Origin of the sequence: Saccharothrix sp. 6-C, from assembly GCF_016695385.1 — a bacterium.
GTDB classification, from domain to species: Bacteria; Actinomycetota; Actinomycetes; order Mycobacteriales; family Pseudonocardiaceae; genus Actinosynnema; species Actinosynnema texasense.
The window spans coordinates 1,366,636-1,383,127 of record NZ_CP064192.1; the positions used below are offsets into that span (position 1 = coordinate 1,366,636).

A 16,492-nucleotide genomic window follows, 5' to 3' on the forward strand; every position below is an offset into this window, starting at 1 on the left:
CCCGAATTGTGACTGCTGTCCGGTAAGCGGGCAAGTGCGCACGGGACCGGAGGCCCGCGCGCACCTTCACCCGGCGGGTGGTCATGCCTTGTGCGTCTCCCGCAGCCCGAGCACGGACGCCAGCGTCACCACGCCCATGACCAGCAGGAACGCCGACACCGAGGCGGACGTGCCGGTGGCCACCAGCAGAGCCGTCATGATGAACGGCGTGCCGCCGCTGACCAGGATCGATGCCAGCTGGTAGGCCAACGAGGCGCCCGAGTAGCGCACCTGCGGCTCGAACAGCTCCGCCAGGTAGGCCGCGACCGGGCCGTAGACCAGGCTCGACCCGACACCGGACACGGCCAGCGCGACGAACATCAGGCCCAACGACGCGGTGTCGACCAGCCAGAAGTACGGGAACGCCCACACGATCATCGCCGCCGCGCCCACGATGATCAGCGGACGCCTGCCGTGCCGGTCCGACCAGCGCCCGGCCAGCAGGATGACCGGCACGCTGACCAGCGACGACAGCAGCGTCACGACCAGCACCGAGTTCCGCGCCAGCCCCAGTTCGCGGGTCGCGTAGTCGAGCACGCCCGCGATGCTGACGTAGAACACCGCGTTCGACGCGAACATCAGCCCGGCCCCGAGCAGCACCGGCCGCCGGTGGGTCCGCAGCACCTCGCCCAGCGGCGCGGGCGCGGGTCCGTCGCCGCGCCGTTCCTTGATGTCCCGGAACACCGGGCTGTCCTCCACCTTCAGCTGGATGAACAGCACCACGGGGAACAGCAGCGCGCTCGCCAGGAACGGCACCCGCCACCCCCAGGTCGCGAACGAAGCGGCCGGCACCGTCGCGCCCACGACGAGGAACGCCACGTTGCCCAGGATCACCCCGAGCGGCACGCCCGCCTGCCCGAACGTGCCGGCGAACCCGCGCCGCCGCGGCCCTGCCGTCTCGGTCAGCAGCAGCACGACGCCGCCCCACTGCCCGCCCACCGCGATGCCCTGGAGGAACCGGAGCAGCACGAGCAGCACCGGCGCCAGCACGCCCAGCGTGGCGCTCGTCGGCAGCAACCCGATCAGGAACGTCGCCGACGCCATCAGCGCCAGGCACGTCACCAGCGCGGGCTTGCGGCCGAACCGGTCGCCGACGTGGCCGAACACCAGCCCGCCGACCGGTCGGGCGACGAACCCCGCCCAGAACGTGCTGAACGACAGCAGCAGCCCGACCAGAGCGGACGCCTCGGGGAAGAACAACTTCGGGAACACCAGCGCCGCGGCGGTCGCGTAGATGAAGAAGTCGTACCACTCGAGCGACGAGCCGACGAGCCCGGCCGCCATGAGTTTGCGCAACGTGCGCCGCTCGGGAGGAGCGGTCGTGACCATGTGCTGTTCCCTTTCACCAGGTGTCCACGAACGGGCGTTTCTTGCCGGTCCGGACCGGGGCGGGGTCGGGACCGGTGAGCAGGGTGGTGATCCAGCGCCGGGTGTCGGCCGGGTCGATCACGTCGTCGATCTCGTACGCGGACGCCACGTTGAGCGCCTTGCCGTGCTCGTAGGCGGCCGAGACCATCGCCTCGAACATCTCCTTGCGCTGCGCGGGGTCGTCGATGGCGTCCAGCTCGCGCCGGTACCCGAGCCGCACCGCGCCTTCCAGCCCCATCGGGCCGAACTCGCCGCTGGGCCACGACACGGCGAACAGCGGCACCTTCAAGCTGCCCGCCGCCATCGCCTGCGCGCCCAGCCCGTACGCCTTGCGCAGCGCGATGAACCCGAACGGCACGTCGAGGTTCGCGCCGGCCACGAGCATCCGGGTCAGGTGCCGCACGGTCGCGGTGCGCTCGGCGTCCGGCCCGACCATGAACCCCGGCGTGTCGCACAGCGACACCACCGGCAGGTCGAACGCGTCGCACAAGTGCAGGAACCGGGCGGCCTTGTCGGCGGCGTCGGCGTCGATCGCGCCGCCGAGGTGGCCGGGGTCGTTCGCGATCAGCCCCAACGGCCTGCCCTCGACCCGGACGAGGGCGGTGACGATGCCCCGGCCGAACTCCGGCCGCAGCTCCAGCACCGAGCCGGTGTCGGCGAGGGTTTCCACCACGGCCCGCACGTCGTAGGCGCGGACCCGGTTCTCGGGCACGAGGTGGCGCAGCAGCCGCTGGTCGCCGCACTCCCAGGTGTCGGTGCGCGTCCCCTCGGCGTGGCCCTGGAAGTACGACAGGTACTTCTTGGCCACGGCGACGGCCTCGGCCTCGTCGGCCACGAGCACGTCGATGACGCCGTTGGGCACCTGCACGTCGACCGGCCCGACCTCTTCGGGCCGGAACACGCCGAGCCCGCCGCCCTCGATCATCGCCGGGCCGCCCATGCCGATGGTCGCGTCCCGGGTCGCGATGACCACGTCGCACGTGCCGAGCAGCACCGCGTTGCCGGCGAAGCAGCGGCCGGACGCGATGCCGACCAGCGGCACCAGCCCGGACAGCTTCGCGAACAGGTGGAACGCCATGCAGTCCAACCCGCTGACCCCGCCGTGGTCGGTGTCGCCGGGCCGCCCGCCGCCGCCCTCGGCGAACAGCACCACGGGCAGCCGCCGCTGCTCGGCCAGCTCGAACATCCGGTCCTTCTTGGCGTGGTTGCGCAGGCCCTGCGTGCCCGCCATGACCGTGTAGTCGTAGGAGAGCGCGACGACCTGGCCGCCGTTCACCCGCCCGACGCCCGCGACCAGCCCGTCCGCGGGCGTGCGCTCGACCAGCTCGTCCAACGACCGGCGGCGGCGTTGCGCGGCGATGGCCAGCCCGCCGTACTCGACGAACTCCTCGCACAGGTCGGCGATGTTCTCCCGGACCGTGCGGCGGTTGGCCGCGTGCCGCTTCGCCTCCGCCTCGGGCCGCGTGAAGTCGTGCCGCGCCATCGTCTCGGCGAGGTCGGGCCGCACGTCGTCCAGGTCGACCTCGACGGCCTTCTCCTCGACGGCCAGGTCCACGCCCTCGGCGAGCAACGCGCCTTCCGCGACCGTGTCGCCGACCTCGACCAGCACGCGCGCGTCACCGATCGGCACGACGTGCTGCATCTTCATCGCTTCCACGACGACCGAGCCGGACTCGATCGCGACGACCGTTCCCTGCACGGGAGCGCGCGCTCCGGTGTCCTCACGGGGCAGCGAGTCGACGAGGCCCGTGTGTGCTTTGAGGACGTCCGGGTGGTCCAGGAGCCCGCGCAGGAAACCGATGTTCGTCCGCGCGCCGTCCACGGTGAACTCGTCCAGCGCACGGCGGGCGCGGCGCAGCGCGGTCTCCAGGTCGTCGGCGTGCACCACGACCTTCGCCAGCAGCGGGTCGAAGCCCAGGCCCGCCCGGTAGCCGACGGAGGCGTGCGTGTCGACCCGCACACCCGGTCCCGTTGGCGGGACGAACGCCGACAGCCGTCCCGTGGACGTCAGGCTCACGCGCAGTTGCAGCGCGCTGCCACGTGGCGTGTGCGCCAGGTCCGGCTCGACCTCGGCCGCCAGCAGCAGCTGCGCCCGCACCAGGTCCAGCCCGGTGACCTGCTCGGTGACGGTGTGCTCGACCTGGAGCCTCGGGTTGGCCTCCAGGAACGCGAACCGGCCGTCCGGCGCGACCAGGAACTCCACCGTGCCCAGCCCGGTGTACCGGACGGCGCGCGCGATCGTCGCCGCCGCGTCGTGCAGCGCGGAGCGCAGGTCGGGGGACAGGTCGGGCGCGGGGGCGACCTCGACCAGCTTCTGGTGCCTGACCTGCAACGAGCAGTCCCGGTCGCCGAGCACCGTGGTGCCGACCAGCTGCACCTCGACGTGCCGGGCCGGTTCGAGCAGCTCCTCCACGAACACGGCGCCGTCGCCGAACGCGGCCAGCGCCTCGGCCCGGCACCGCTCGACGGCGGCGGCGAGGTCGGCCAGGCGGCGCACCACCCGCACGCCCTTGCCGCCGCCACCGGCCACGGCCTTCACGACCACCGCGCCGTGCGCGCGGAAGAAGTCCTCGAACCCGTCCTCGGCGCCCGCGAGCACCGGCACGCCCACCTCGGCGGCCAGGGCGCGGGCCCGGCTCTTGTCGCCGAGCAGCTCCAGCACTTCCGGCGGCGGTCCGACGAACGTCAGCCCGGCCTCGGCGCAGCGGCGGGCGAAGCGGGCGTTCTCGGCCAGGAACCCGTAGCCGGGGTGCACCAGGTCGCACCCGTCGGCGGCGGCGAGCACGGCGTCCACGTCCAGGTAGGAGCCTTGCAAGCGGACGGCGCGGTCGGCGAACCGGCCGTGCGCGTCGTCGGAGTCGGTGACCAGGGCGACGGTCCGCCAGCCGAGGTCGGCGGCGGCGCGCAGCACCCGGACGGCGATCTCTCCCCGGTTGGCGACGAGCAGCGTGGGCACTTCAACCTCCTGAGCGACCGCTTAGTATGTGACCGCGGTCGCATAGTGGCACCCGCGCTTAGCGTTCGTCCAGAGGGAACCGATGCATCTCTCAAGGCGTCCTTGGAGCAACGCGAGCTCAAGGGCGTGACCCACAGCAGGCCAGGAGGCACCCACCGTGGTTTTCAAGAGGATGTTGCGCGCGTTCGGAGTCGGCGGTCCCTCGGTGGACACGGTGCTGGCCAACCCGAACGCCCGGCCGGGCGAGCTGCTGACCGGCGAGGTGCGGATCGCGGGCGGTGACCACCCGGCCGACATCGACCAGGTGAAGCTCTCGCTCGTGACCCGGGTCGAGGTGGAGAGCGGCGACAACGAGCACAACCGCGACGTCGAGTTCGCGCGGGTCGTGGTCGGTCAGCGGATCGCCGTCGCGCCCGGGCAGAACCTGGCCCTGCCGTTCCAGTTCCCGGTGCCGCTGGAGACGCCGCTGACCGTCGTGCACGGGCAGCACCTGCACGGCATGACGATGGGCCTGCGCACGGAGCTGGAGGTGCGCGGCGCCCTCGACCCCGGCGACCTCGACCCGGTGGCCATTCACCCGATCCGGTCACAGGAGCACGTGCTGAACGCGTTCGGCGCGCTCGGGTTCCGCTTCCAGCGCGCGGACAACGAGTCGGGGCGCATCCACGGCGTGCCGCAGCAGCTGCCGTTCTACCAGGAGATCGAGTTCCTGCCGCCGGGGCAGTTCCTGGCCAAGATCAGCCAGCTGGAGCTGACCTTCGTGGCCGACCCGCACCGGCTGTTCGTGGTGCTGGAGGCGGACCGCCGCGGTGGTCTGTTCCGGGCCGGCGGTGACTCGTTCGGGCACTTCGCCATGTCCCACGATGAGGTGATCCGCACGGACTGGGCGGCGTTGCTGCACCAGTGGATGGACCAGGTCTCCGGCAGGCGATCTTCCCACGGTTTCGGCCACTAGCGCGGCCCTCGCGGACGCCGTCGCGGCACGTGGGCGCGTTGGTCCGTTCGCCGCTGGCGCTGCGGCCGGCGTGCCCGGTGGGGATGATGGGCGGTGAGGCCCTCGGCGAGGTCGGGGACTTCTTCGAAGGCGACTAACCCGCAGGAGGCATCGTGGGCATCGGCGGTGTGATCAGCGCTCTGATCGTGGGTCTCATCATCGGTTTGCTGGGCAAGCTCGTCGCGCCGGGCAAGCAGGCCATCCCCATCTGGCTGACGATCATCGTCGGCATCGTGGCGGCGTTCCTGGGCACGTTCATCGCCCGGGCGCTGGGCGTGGAGGACACGCCCGGGATCGACTGGATCGAGGTCATCGTGCAGGTGATCCTCGCCGCCATCGGCGTCAGCCTCGTCGCCGGGTTCTACGGCAAGAAATCCGTCCGTTAGACCAAGTACCTCGAACAGGGCCCGCCGGGGTTTCGGCGGGCCCTGTTCGTCATGTCAGGCACGCCCTTAGCCCATTCGAGTGGCGTAGGTAACGGAGTGTGGTCGACCTCCGAAGGTGTCCATACATGTGGTGACACCTGATCGGAGTCGGTCGTGGCAGATGTGGTCGGCGTGCACGGCGTGGGGTGGCAGTTCGAGAGCCGCGACAAGATGATCGACCTCTGGCGAGGCCACATAGCGGCCGGGCTGCACAACGTACGCAGCTCGAAACACGCCACGTTCGTTTTCGAGCCCGCTTTCTACGGTCACCTCTACAACGCGGTCACCCGGCACAAGGGCGCCGAGCCCCGAGCCGACCTCGACGGGTTCGAGGAGTCCTTCCTCCGTGAGCTGGCGGGTGAGCCGCCGACCGGCGGCAAGACCTACTTGCCGGGCGGGGTGCAGTGGGCGTTGCGGGCGTTGGAGTCGACGGACTTCTTCGCCGGTCTCGGCCACTACGCGATCCTCAAGTTCGTCAAGCAAGTCGGTCGGTACTTCGCCGACGTCGAGTTGCGCGCGGGCGTCCAAGCTGAGGTGCTCAGCGCGCTGAAGACGGGCCCGTCGGTGGTGGTGGCGCACTCCCTGGGCAGCGTCGTGGCCTACGAGATCCTGCGGGACGAGCCGGGGTTGCGGGTCGACACCCTGATCACGGTGGGGTCGCCCCTGGGGCTGCGCGTCGTCCGCGAACGGCTCGGCATCGCGGCGGACGCCGCGGAGAACTGGCCACCCGGTGTCCGGCGGTGGGTCAACGTCGCGGCCACGGAGGACGCCGTGGCAGTGGTCAAGGAACTCAAGCCGTTCTACGGAGCGGAGATCGCCGACGAAGAGGTCCGCAACTCGCGGATCAAAGCCCACCTCGCGGTGCGGTACCTCGCCACCGCGCGCACCAGCGAGGCGATCGCGGATGCCATCGCCTGAGCGGATCTTCTTCCTGGCGGGCGTCGGCACTTACCAGGACAGCACCCACGACCTCCCGCTGGTGCCCGAGGAGCTCAGGGACATGCGAGTCTTGCTGTCGTCCCTCGGTTTCCAGGACGGCGCACCGCAGCTGGCGGACCGGGCGGAGATCGATCCGTTCGAGCTCAAAGACGTCCTGCACGACTGGGTCGACGCGCGTGCGGCGGAACAAGAGCAGGCCGGCGGCGAGCGCGTGGAGCCGCCACTGGTGTTCGTCTACGTCTCCGGCCACGGCTACTGGCCCGAGAACTCGAGGAACCAGTGGTACCTCACCGGTCGGGAGTTCGACCCGAAGAGACGCAACGGTCTGCTGGAACCGGTCGAGCTCATCCTGCCGCTCATCCGCCGCCCGGGTGTCGTCGCCGAGGTCATGCTCGTGCTCGACTCGTGCATGTCCGAAGCCGGGTCCACGGGCACCATGGACGCGCTCTTGAACCAGTGGGCGAGTCTCGCGGAAGACCTGAGCCTGTGGATCCTCTCGTCGTCGTACAGAAACCAGATGGCCGAGGAGATGACGTTCGTGCGCGCGTTCCGCGCCGCGTTGTCGGGCGGGCCGCGCGACAGGGAGAACCTCCCGGTCCTGGAGCTGTGCGAGCGCATCAACGGGTTCCTGCCGCCGGCCCAGCGGGCCGCCCCGCTGCGCACGACGAGGGCGAGCGAGGGAAAGGTGTTGCCCAACCCGGCTCACATGACGAAACACCCACCGGACTGGTTACCGGGCGAGTGGCAGGAGTGGAGCGCGGTGGCGCGCGGTGTGCCCGCCGCGGACCGCGCCGGGTGGTACTTCACCGGGCGCGGTGACGTCCTGGTGGACCTCGTCGCGGCGCTCGACCCCGCCGAGGTGCGCCCGGTGCCCCAGCTGGTTGTCGGTGGGATGGGCTCCGGCAAGTCGGCGCTGCTGGGCCGGCTCGTGCTGGCGGGAATGCCGGGTAGCGAGATGCCGCCCATCGCCCGTCGCGGCCACCTGCCCGCGCCCGGCGCCGTGCGCGCCGCGATGCGGATCCGGCAGTCGTGGTCGGTCGACGACATCGCTACCCGCCTTGCCGACCAACTCGGTGTCCGAGCGGGCACGCCTGCGGAGCTCGTGGCGGCGATCGCCGAGCAACGCGGCGTGGTCGGCATCGTGCTGGACGACGTCGACCGGTGCGAGCGGCCCGACGAGTTGGCCGAGACGCTCATCGTGCCGCTGGCCACGACCGGCGTACGCCTCGTCATGAGTGCCCGTACGCCGTTGGACATCGGTGGAGCCCGTGTGGTGGACCTTGACTCGGCGCACCCGGCCGGTGTCCGGGAGCTGACGGACTACCTGGTGCTCAGGGCCACTAGGACGGAGGACGCACCGCTCGCCGGGCGGGAGGACCTGGTCCGGAGCGTGACTCATTGGGTCGCGCCGATGTGCGCCTCGAACTTCGGCATAGCCGCGCTGATCGCGAACGACCTGACCGGCGCGCACACCCACAAGCGGTGGCTGACCGAGACCGGCGCGGACTGGCAGAAGCGCGTCGGCGAGTTGGTCTTCGGGTTGTTCCGCCAAGCGGTGGGTGACGTGGTCCCGGAAACCGCGAACCTGTTCGCACCGCTGCGGCTGGACGGCGGCGCGTGGTTGCCCGAGTCGTTGTGGATCGACCTGGCTGCCGCGTCCGGGGTGCACCGGCACACCGCGGCGGAGATCGGGGCGGTAGCCGACGCCGCCGGGTCGCTGCTCGAGCGGAAGGTCGTCGAAGACGAGCCGTGGTGGCGCCTGCGCGTCCCGCCACCCAGGCTGGACTGGCCGGTCCAGGGGGTGACGGACCTGCTCTTGGCCGTCGTGCCGAAGGAGGCGGGCCGGTACCGGTGGCCGTCCGCGCACCCGGAGCTGCTGCGCCTGCTGGTGCTGTGGTCCTCGCTCAAGGCGGACCTCTTGGAGTCCCTGCTGGCGGACCAGGAACTGCTGGTCAACGTGCGCCCGGTGCCGATCGCAGGTCAGGTAGGCAACCAGGGCAAGGACATCAAAGCGCTGCTGGAGGCGTGGCACTCGGTGCACGCCGCCGGCATGGCGACCGAGGAGAGGCGCCTGCTGCTCGCCCTCCTGGTCGGCTGGCGCGAGCTGGAGATCGACGGGGTGGAGGTGGGCCGGCCGTTCGTTCGCGTGGACTGGGCGATGCCGTCCGACCGGGACCGCGGCGCGATCGTCCACCTCGCCGTGCACCGCCGCACTGCGGTCACCGGTCACGACGACGGCACCGCCACCCTGTGGTCGTTACCGCCGGGCGGCGGCGCTCTGGGAGTCGTGGTCGACGAAGGCGACTACCTGGTCAGCGCTCTGGCGGTGGCACCGGGTGAGCACCCCTCGGCTGTGGTGGCGAGGAGGAACCGGCGGATCACCGTCCTCGCCGCCGGGATGGGGCCTGCCGTGGAACTGCTCGCGGTGGAGGGCCGTCCCGTCGAGTCGATGGCTTTCGTCGACGAGGCCACGCTCGTCTTCACGCACGCGTCGGGCCTGTCCTGCCTCGACACCGGAAGCGGGACGACACGGCGGTTGTGGGCGCCCACCACGCTGAAGTTGGACCGCGTCACCGTCGCCACACCCGAGCGGCCAGTGCTGGTGGTCGGCACCAGGAGCGGAGACGTGCTCGTGCGCGACCACTTTCGCCAGACGGTGACCGGTGTGCTCTACCGCGGTGACGAGGCGGTCACCCACCTGTCCACGTCGCCCGGCGGCGACACCGTCTCGGTGGTGGGCGCGGGCGGCACGCTCACCGTGCACAGGGTCACCACGCACGAGCAGGTGGCGCGGCTAGGGATCACCCACCCGGCTCGGGTCGCGGTCAGCGACCGCTGGCTGGTCGTCGCCGGAGGCGGCAGGCGACCGAGCCTGGCGGTGCACGACATCGAGCACGGGGCAGTGCGAGTGCTGGAACTGGTGCTGCCCACCGAACTCACCGGGGTCGCCTTCCTCGACGACGACACGGTGCTGTTGGCCGCGGCCGACGGCTTGGCCCAGCTGACCCTCGACCGTGATCTTGGAGGAACCGATGAAGGCTGACAAGCGCTGCGCCGAGCGGAACGCACTGGTGCTGGCACTGGCAGCGCTGCGCCGGGCGATCGCGGCGGACGATGACGACCTGGTGGCGGTGGCGACCTCCCGATTGGTGCGGTGGTCGGCCGAGCAGTCCACCGACGGTCTGGTGCCACCGAACTGGCTGGCAGACATGCCGGACGGCGGACGGTTGAGCGAGGCACTCCTTGACGCGGCGACCAGACCGGCCAGCCCGGTCGACGGGGCCTCGCTGTCGGCGGTCGAGGAGCTCGCCGAACGCATCGAGCTGATCTTCGCGGAGTGGCGCGCCGACTCCTCGGTCACCGGGACGTGCCTGCCGGTGGGTGTCACCGAGCGTGGTTCGGGCCACTTGGTGTCGCTGGGCGTCGACTTGGCGGTCACCGACGTGGCGCATGCGGAGACCCAGGGGTTCGGGCCGAGGACGGTCGCCGCGGTCGAGGCAGCGCGCGCCGAGGTGGAGGACCTGCTGGATCTGCTGGGGCGCAGCGGCGCGGTCGGCGTCGAGCTGGCGCTCACGGGAGACCACCTCGACGCGGACCTCGACGACGACGAGCTCGCGCTGCCCGTCGCACTGGGCGCGCTGGCGCACTTCGTGCCGTGGAGTGGGTCCCGTGTCGAGCTGGTCGCTGCGGGCGCGCTGGTCGACGGCGCGTTCGCGCCGCTGCCGGAGGCGGAGGTCAAGCGGCGTCGCGAGGCGGCGTCGGACTTGGGCCTCGGGTTGGTCGTGCCGACGGCGACTGGTTGGCAGCTGTGGCACGTCGGGCAGGAGGAGCCCGTGGTGTTCGAGACCGGCGACCGGAGCCTGGAGGCGGCGGCCGGTGTGCTGTGGGGTCGGAAGTGGGCGGACTGGGCCGCCGGCCGCCGGTCGATGGTGCTCGAACGACTGCGCTTCACCACCGTCGACCTCGAAGAGGACCCGAACCAGGCGGTCCCGGACACGAGGATCGAACAAGTCGGCTACCTGGAGCGGATGTTCGCGGCCAGGCCGACCGCCACCGTCATGATCGGTGGGCCCACCAGCACCGGGAAGTCCACGATCATCCGGATGGTGGCGAAGTCGTTGCGCGAGCAGGGGTGGAAGGTCGTCGCGGTGTCGCCGAACAACGGTCGGCTGCCGGACGAAGACCTCATCGTGCAGGTAGCGCGCACGGCGCTGCTGGGCGGTGACGCCCAGCACCACATGCTCGTGCTGGAGAACATCATCCCGGTGGGCCAAGCACAGGACGCCGACGTGGACACCCTGCTGCGCGACGTGAGCACGCGGCTGGGGATCGGGGTGCTGGCGGCGTTGCAGTACGAGATCCGCGCGGCGAGCTGGCGGACCGACGAGACCTCGGTGACCCACGCGGTCGTGGGGCAGTCTCACACGCTCAGCTTCGCGAAGACGCTGACCGCCGCCAACGAGGAACTTCTCGGCGGTGCCCGACCGCACCTGGCCGACCTGGTCCGGAAGTACCACCGGGACCTGCGGCGGCTCACCAACGCCATGCGGACCGCGGCGCAGGCCGGTCCCGGCCGCCCGGCGGGCGACGACCTTGACGCGACGATCCGCGGGCTCGGCGAGAACGGGCACGACGCCTTGCGGAAGCTCGCCGCCGTATCGCTGCTGAACAACGAGGTTCTGCTAGAAGACCTGTGGCCGCTCGACGAAGACGTGCTGAGCGCTGCGGGCGGGGTGTCGTCGACGCGGCACAACGGGTGGCGGCTGGCCAGCCCGGACCTGTGCCGGGACATCCTCTCCCACGGCAGGAACCGGCACGACGGCGGTGGCCGGCACGCGGGTGCCGATCGGCCCGGCGGCGACCGGCGGGACGACGATGCGATGAGCCACGAGGTCGTCCGCTTGGTGACCCTGGAACTCGCGCACGTCATGAAGCAACAGCCCAGCCGGGTTGTCACGTTCCTGAGGTGTTGCCGACAAGCCGACGAGACGGTGTGCCGCAAGCTGCTCGAGGACAGCAGGTTCAAGGACAACTTCGAACTGTGGCTGGAGCAGGTGGAGGTGCAGGCGATCAGCGAGCTGGTGGTGGTCGGTGACGGGATCCTGCCGTACCACCTGCAGCAGCAGCTGGCGTCGAAGCTGGTCAACCGGTGCCAGGAGCTCGCCTCGGCCAGCGTCGGCGACATGCAGCTGGTGCTGCGCGCGCTGTGGCACGTCCGCTCCGACGTGCAGGCGGACCTGAACGCCTGCCTGGAGAGCCTCGTCCCGGAGCTGACCCGGTTGTTCGCTTCCGTGGAGGAACGGCGCGGCCGCGGCGCGCACCGACTGCTCGACAGCCTGCTGCGCTTCCAGTACCCGGGGTTCAACCGACTGGTCGCCGAGCGCGGGCTGGCTGTGCTGCAGGGCCTCAACCCCGACATCGTCCAGGACTACAGCACGGCGCGCCGGGTCGACCGGTTGGTGAAGCAGGCCGGTCGGCACGCGCAGATCGAGGTCGACCTCACCGTCGAAGAGCCGTCCGTGCGCAAGCTGCTCGACCACCACGTCCCCGCGCGCCGCGGCCTGCCGCTGATCCTGGCGTGGCTGACGCTCAAGCTCGGGTTGGAGCACATCGAGGACTGGGACGCGTGGCTGCGCCGGCACAGCCAGGACATCGCGAGCTCACTGCGGTACACCGACGTGCAGGAACTGCGCTACGCCATCGCTGACCTGCACGCGTGCAACCCGGCGTTCTGCGTCCGGCTCCTGAACTCGGTGCCACACCTCAACGCACGACTGCGCACCCTCATCGGGAAGAACGCCCTGGCGGTGGAGTCGGCCCTGTTGCTGCAGACGCTGACCAGCCGCCACGCCCGGTTGGCGTTCGAGGTGCTCTACCAGGACAGTTCCCCGGCGAACGCCTCCGGTCAGAACACGCCGCGCAAGTCCCTCGCGAAGGATCTGGCGTCTGTGATCATCGACACCGGGGACAACAAGGGCGCGGGAATGCTGCTCGCCGCCGCCTACCAACTGGACGACTGGAAGGGCAATCCCGCTACGGGTTTCGCGCACGAACTGGCGCAGCAGCTCGGCGAGGAGTGGTTCCTCGCCCAGGTCGCGAACGACGTGCGACCGTCGGTGGTGAGCCACCTGATCAAAGGCATGTGGCGGGCGCGCACCACATTCGCCGATCGCGTGCTCGACGCGGCGGTCGAGTCGGTGGCGAACTCCATCCGCTCCACGCTGCGGCCGTGGGGACCGCAGCTGGCACTGATCATTGCGGAAGACCCGGAGGTGGCCCGCGATTTCATCGACCGGTTGCGGCTCGAGGTGCGGCTCGCCCGGATCCTGGAGGGGATGACCAAAGCGGGCTCCACTGACGCCCGGACCTTCTTCCACCGCCTCGGACGGATCCTGCATCCGGAGGCGGCGAGCGCCTACCTCGCTCAGTACCGCCAGGACGGGGTGGTGCTGCGCGGGTCGATCAACGCGTCGCTGAACCACGTGCTGGAGGTCGGGAAGACGCTGCGCCTCGCCGGCGCGGACGAGGCTTCGAGCGCCGTCTTCGAAGCCGCCCGCAAGCTCAAGGGCAAGAGCAGGTTCCTCGCGCAGTTGAACGCCTTCATGTCGCCCAGCGAACTCGCCGAGTCGATCCGGTTGATGACGCGGCTGGACCCGTTGTACACGGCCGGGGAAGTAGACCGGCTCTCGACCACTATCGGGCGCGACGCCGCAGGCCGAGAGCGGAACGTGCTCGCGGACCGTGTGCGGTACGGGATGAACTTCGACCACCTCGGAGCGGCCAACCTGATGGAAGCATCGGAGCGAGTCGCCGAGGGGGTGGGGCAGAGGCTGCTGGCCTCCGCGCTCAAGGACCAGCAGACGTGGAAGTGGTTCGCCAACGAGGTCCAGCACCTCCAGAACCCGACCCAGCAGTGGACCGTTGCCCGGCACCTGCACGCGGTGGGGCTGAGGTACGGCACCCGCCACACCTCCTGGATGGAGAAGGCGTTCGACATCCGGCTCGGCACGATGCCCTCACTGCGCGGACCGCGGTTCGTGACGGAGGTCCTGCGGATGCTGCGCCTCTGGGACGAGGACTGGGCGCGGCGGGCGGCCGAGCGCGTCGACACCGAGCGGATCGCCACCCGGCTGCGGCACATGTTGTCGGCTGACCTCAAGGCACTGCCGGGCTTGCTGACGATGCTGCTGGCCTGCGACGCGGAGCACTTGGTCGACCCGATCGTCGCGGTCATCGAGGACGCGGACCCGGACCACCTCGTGCGCCGGCTCGACCTGGAGGCGGCGCCCCGGCTGCTGCTGTGGTTGCAGCGGCACGGGTACGGGCACGCTGACGTCGCCGAGTGCCTGGCCCGGGCGATCGGAACGGCGGTCGAGAGCTTCCCGGTCCGCGACGAGGTGCAGCACTGGGTGCAGATCGGCTGGGCCGCCGCGGCGGTGCGGCGGGTGGGAGCCACCGCCGAGATTCCCTTGGTCGAGCCGCCGTTGCCGACCAACCGCGTGTTCGCGGCGGAAGTCTCGTGGGGCCTGAGCTGCCTGCCCGTCCAGCCCTGGACGAGGATGCAGTTGAAGCAGTCGCTCGATCGGCTCGTGGGCAAGGTGCCGACGACTCCGAACGAGGCCTTCTACACGTTGGTGGCGGCATCGGCGGCCAACCGCACGCGGGAATTCGTCACCGACGCGGGCGCCTGGTCGTCGCTGGCCCGGATGACGATTGGTCAACTCGACGAGCTGCAGTGGATCGGTGGTCGGGACCCGCAGGTCGCCACTCTGCTCCGCAGGCACGGCACCGCGGCCACCGAGCGGATGCAGACGATGACCACGTCGTTCGACGACCGCGCGGAGGGGGTGGAGGAGTGGTTCGCGGGCCGGGACCTCGACGACCTGGGCTGATTGCCGGGCGTTAAGGGGTGCCGACCATGCGGAGGACCAGGTCGGCGTAGAGGTCGCCGATCTCGGCCGGGGTGCGGCGGCCCGTCGGTTGGTACCAGCGGGCCACGTCGATGCACAGCGAGAGGACCGCCAGGGTCGCGCCCCGCACGTCGGGGACGTCGAACACGCCCGCGTCGACGCCGTCGGAGACCATGTCGCGCACGGCGGTCTCGATCCGCCGCCGCAGCTCCACCACCTCGGCCAGGTGCTCCGGCGTCAACGCGCTCAGCTCGTACTGCACGACCCGCGCCGTCGTGTGGTACTCGGCGTGCCACGACGCGAACGCCCGCACCGCCTCCGCCAGCCGCGCCACCGGGTCCGCCTCCGTCACGCCCGTCAGCAGCGACAACGACGTGGCGTGCCCGATCCGCGAGATCTGGAACAGCAGCTCCTCTTTGGACCGGTAGTGGATGTACACCGCGGCCGGTGACATGCCGGCCTGCGCCGCGATGTCACGGGTCGTCGTCGCGTGGTACCCGCGCACCGAGAACGCGGCGGCGGCGGCGATCAGCATCCGCCTGGCCGCCGGCGGCGTCACCGAGGACCACGTCTCATCCAGGAGCGCGAACTCACCACTGGTCGTCGTCACAGCCGGCCCTCCTTGACACGAACCCGAACGATACCGCAGGCTAAGCAGACGCTTAGACCTAAGCAACCGCTTAGTATGGAGGATGCGAGAGTGCGCCGCACGCTGTTCGAACCCGACCACGAAGCGTTCCGCGAGACGGCGCGCGCGTTCTGCGACCGCACCCTCACCCCGAACTACGAGCGGTTCGTCGAGCAGCGGCACATCGACCGCGACGTCTGGCTGGAAGCGGGCAAGCAGGGCCTGCTCGGCCTGGAGGTCCCCGAGGAGCACGGCGGCAGCGGCGCGAACGACTACCGGTTCAACGCCGTGCTCGGCGAGGAGCTGTCGAAGGTCAGCGCCGGCATGTCGTCCTGCCTGGGCATCCACGGCGACGTCGTCGCGCCCTACCTGGTCGACCTGTGCACCGACGAGCAGAAGCAGCGCTGGCTGCCGCGGTTCTGCTCGGGCGAGCTGACCACCGGCATCGGCATGACCGAGCCCTCCGGCGGCTCCGACCTGGCCGCGCTCAAGAGCACGGCGGTGCGCGCCGGCGGCGACTGGGTCCTCAACGGTTCCAAGACGTTCATCACCAACGGCTTCTCGGCCGACCTGGTCGTGGTCGCCGCGCGCACCAGCCCGGAGAAGAAGGCCAGGGGCATCACCCTGTTCGCGGTCGAGACCGGCATGAAGGGCTTCGAGCGCGGCCGCAAGCTGGACAAGGTCGGCCAGCCCGAGTCCGACACCGCGGAGCTGTTCTTCGAGGACGTGCGCGTGCCGCACGAGAACGTGATCGGCGAGGTCGACCAGGGCTTCATCTACATGATGGAGCGCCTGCCGCAGGAACGCCTCGGCGGCGCGATCTCCAACCTCGCGCACGCCAAGCAGATCCTGCTGGAGACGATCGCCTACACCAAGGAGCGCAAGGCGTTCGGCCAGGCCATCGGCTCGTTCCAGCACAACAAGTTCACCCTCGCCGAGCTCGTCACCAAGATCGACGTGACGCAGGCGTTCCTGGACCAGTGCACCGACGCGCACACCCGCCGCGAGCTGACCGCCGTGGACGCGGCGAAGGCCAAGTGGTGGAGCGCGGACGTGCAGAACGACGTCATCGACGCGTGCGTGCAGCTGCACGGCGGCTACGGCTACATGACCGAGTACCGCGTGGCCCGCGCCTGGATGGACGCCCGGGTGACCCGGATCTGGGCCGGCTCCAACGAGATCATGAAGGAACTCATCGGCCGCGACCTCGGCCTCTAGACACAGGAGCACCGC

General features: G+C 70.7%; 9 protein-coding genes. 6 read left to right on the forward strand and 3 right to left on the reverse strand.

The features are described 5' to 3' along the window. Positions 1-81 precede the first annotated feature (81 nt). Both IOD16_RS06460 and IOD16_RS06465 read right to left on the reverse strand, forming a co-directional pair. Positions 82-1,368 carry an MFS transporter gene (locus tag IOD16_RS06460; protein WP_201439282.1) on the reverse strand — a complete coding sequence of 429 codons (1,287 nt, stop codon included), beginning with the start codon at positions 1,366-1,368 and terminating at the stop codon, positions 82-84. A 13-nt stretch (positions 1,369-1,381) separates the two neighbouring features. Continuing rightward, positions 1,382-4,363: an acetyl-CoA carboxylase family protein gene (locus tag IOD16_RS06465; protein ID WP_201439283.1), complete on the reverse strand. Its 2,982-nt coding sequence runs from the start codon at positions 4,361-4,363 to the stop codon at positions 1,382-1,384. Between the two features lie 157 nt (positions 4,364-4,520). On the opposite strand from IOD16_RS06465, the gene IOD16_RS06470 reads away from it, so the two are divergent. From IOD16_RS06470 to IOD16_RS06490, 5 genes are all read left to right on the forward strand, one after another. After that, positions 4,521-5,318: a sporulation protein gene (locus tag IOD16_RS06470; protein ID WP_201439284.1), complete on the forward strand. Its 798-nt coding sequence runs from the start codon at positions 4,521-4,523 to the stop codon at positions 5,316-5,318. Positions 5,319-5,470: 152 nt separating this feature from the next. After that, on the forward strand, positions 5,471-5,743 hold the full coding sequence (locus IOD16_RS06475; RefSeq protein ID WP_123743180.1) for a GlsB/YeaQ/YmgE family stress response membrane protein: 273 nt from the start codon (positions 5,471-5,473) through the stop codon (positions 5,741-5,743). Positions 5,744-5,896: 153 nt separating this feature from the next. Continuing rightward, positions 5,897-6,700, forward strand: coding sequence for an alpha/beta fold hydrolase (locus IOD16_RS06480; RefSeq protein WP_201439285.1), 804 nt, complete (start codon positions 5,897-5,899; stop codon positions 6,698-6,700). Then, positions 6,687-9,764: a hypothetical protein gene (locus IOD16_RS06485; protein WP_201439286.1), complete on the forward strand. Its 3,078-nt coding sequence runs from the start codon at positions 6,687-6,689 to the stop codon at positions 9,762-9,764. Before IOD16_RS06480 ends, IOD16_RS06485 begins: the two co-directional genes overlap by 14 nt. Further along, complete coding sequence (locus IOD16_RS06490) at positions 9,754-14,613, forward strand: ATP-binding protein (RefSeq protein ID WP_201439287.1); 4,860 nt, start codon at positions 9,754-9,756, stop codon at positions 14,611-14,613. The genes IOD16_RS06485 and IOD16_RS06490 overlap by 11 nt, the downstream gene beginning before the upstream one ends. 10 nt (positions 14,614-14,623) lie before the next feature. Here the strand turns inward: IOD16_RS06490 and IOD16_RS06495 are convergent, their stop codons facing one another. Then, positions 14,624-15,166 (reverse strand): TetR/AcrR family transcriptional regulator, encoded by a 543-nt coding sequence (locus IOD16_RS06495; protein ID WP_201441230.1) that lies wholly within the window; start codon positions 15,164-15,166, stop codon positions 14,624-14,626. Between the two features lie 165 nt (positions 15,167-15,331). On the opposite strand from IOD16_RS06495, the gene IOD16_RS06500 reads away from it, so the two are divergent. Continuing rightward, positions 15,332-16,477, forward strand: a complete 1,146-nt coding sequence (locus IOD16_RS06500; protein WP_123743179.1) for an acyl-CoA dehydrogenase family protein — start codon at positions 15,332-15,334, stop codon at positions 16,475-16,477. Positions 16,478-16,492 lie beyond the last annotated feature (15 nt).

Excerpts from the sequence above, each read along its gene's own strand:
- IOD16_RS06490 (WP_201439287.1), top strand. The coding sequence starts at position 9,754 with ATGAAGGCTGACAAGCGCTGCGCCGAGCGGAACGCACTGGTGCTGGCA.
- IOD16_RS06495 (WP_201441230.1), bottom strand. The coding sequence starts at position 15,166 with ATGCTGATCGCCGCCGCCGCCGCGTTCTCGGTGCGCGGGTACCACGCG.
- IOD16_RS06485 (WP_201439286.1), top strand. The coding sequence starts at position 6,687 with ATGCCATCGCCTGAGCGGATCTTCTTCCTGGCGGGCGTCGGCACTTAC.
- IOD16_RS06460 (WP_201439282.1), bottom strand. The coding sequence starts at position 1,368 with ATGGTCACGACCGCTCCTCCCGAGCGGCGCACGTTGCGCAAACTCATG.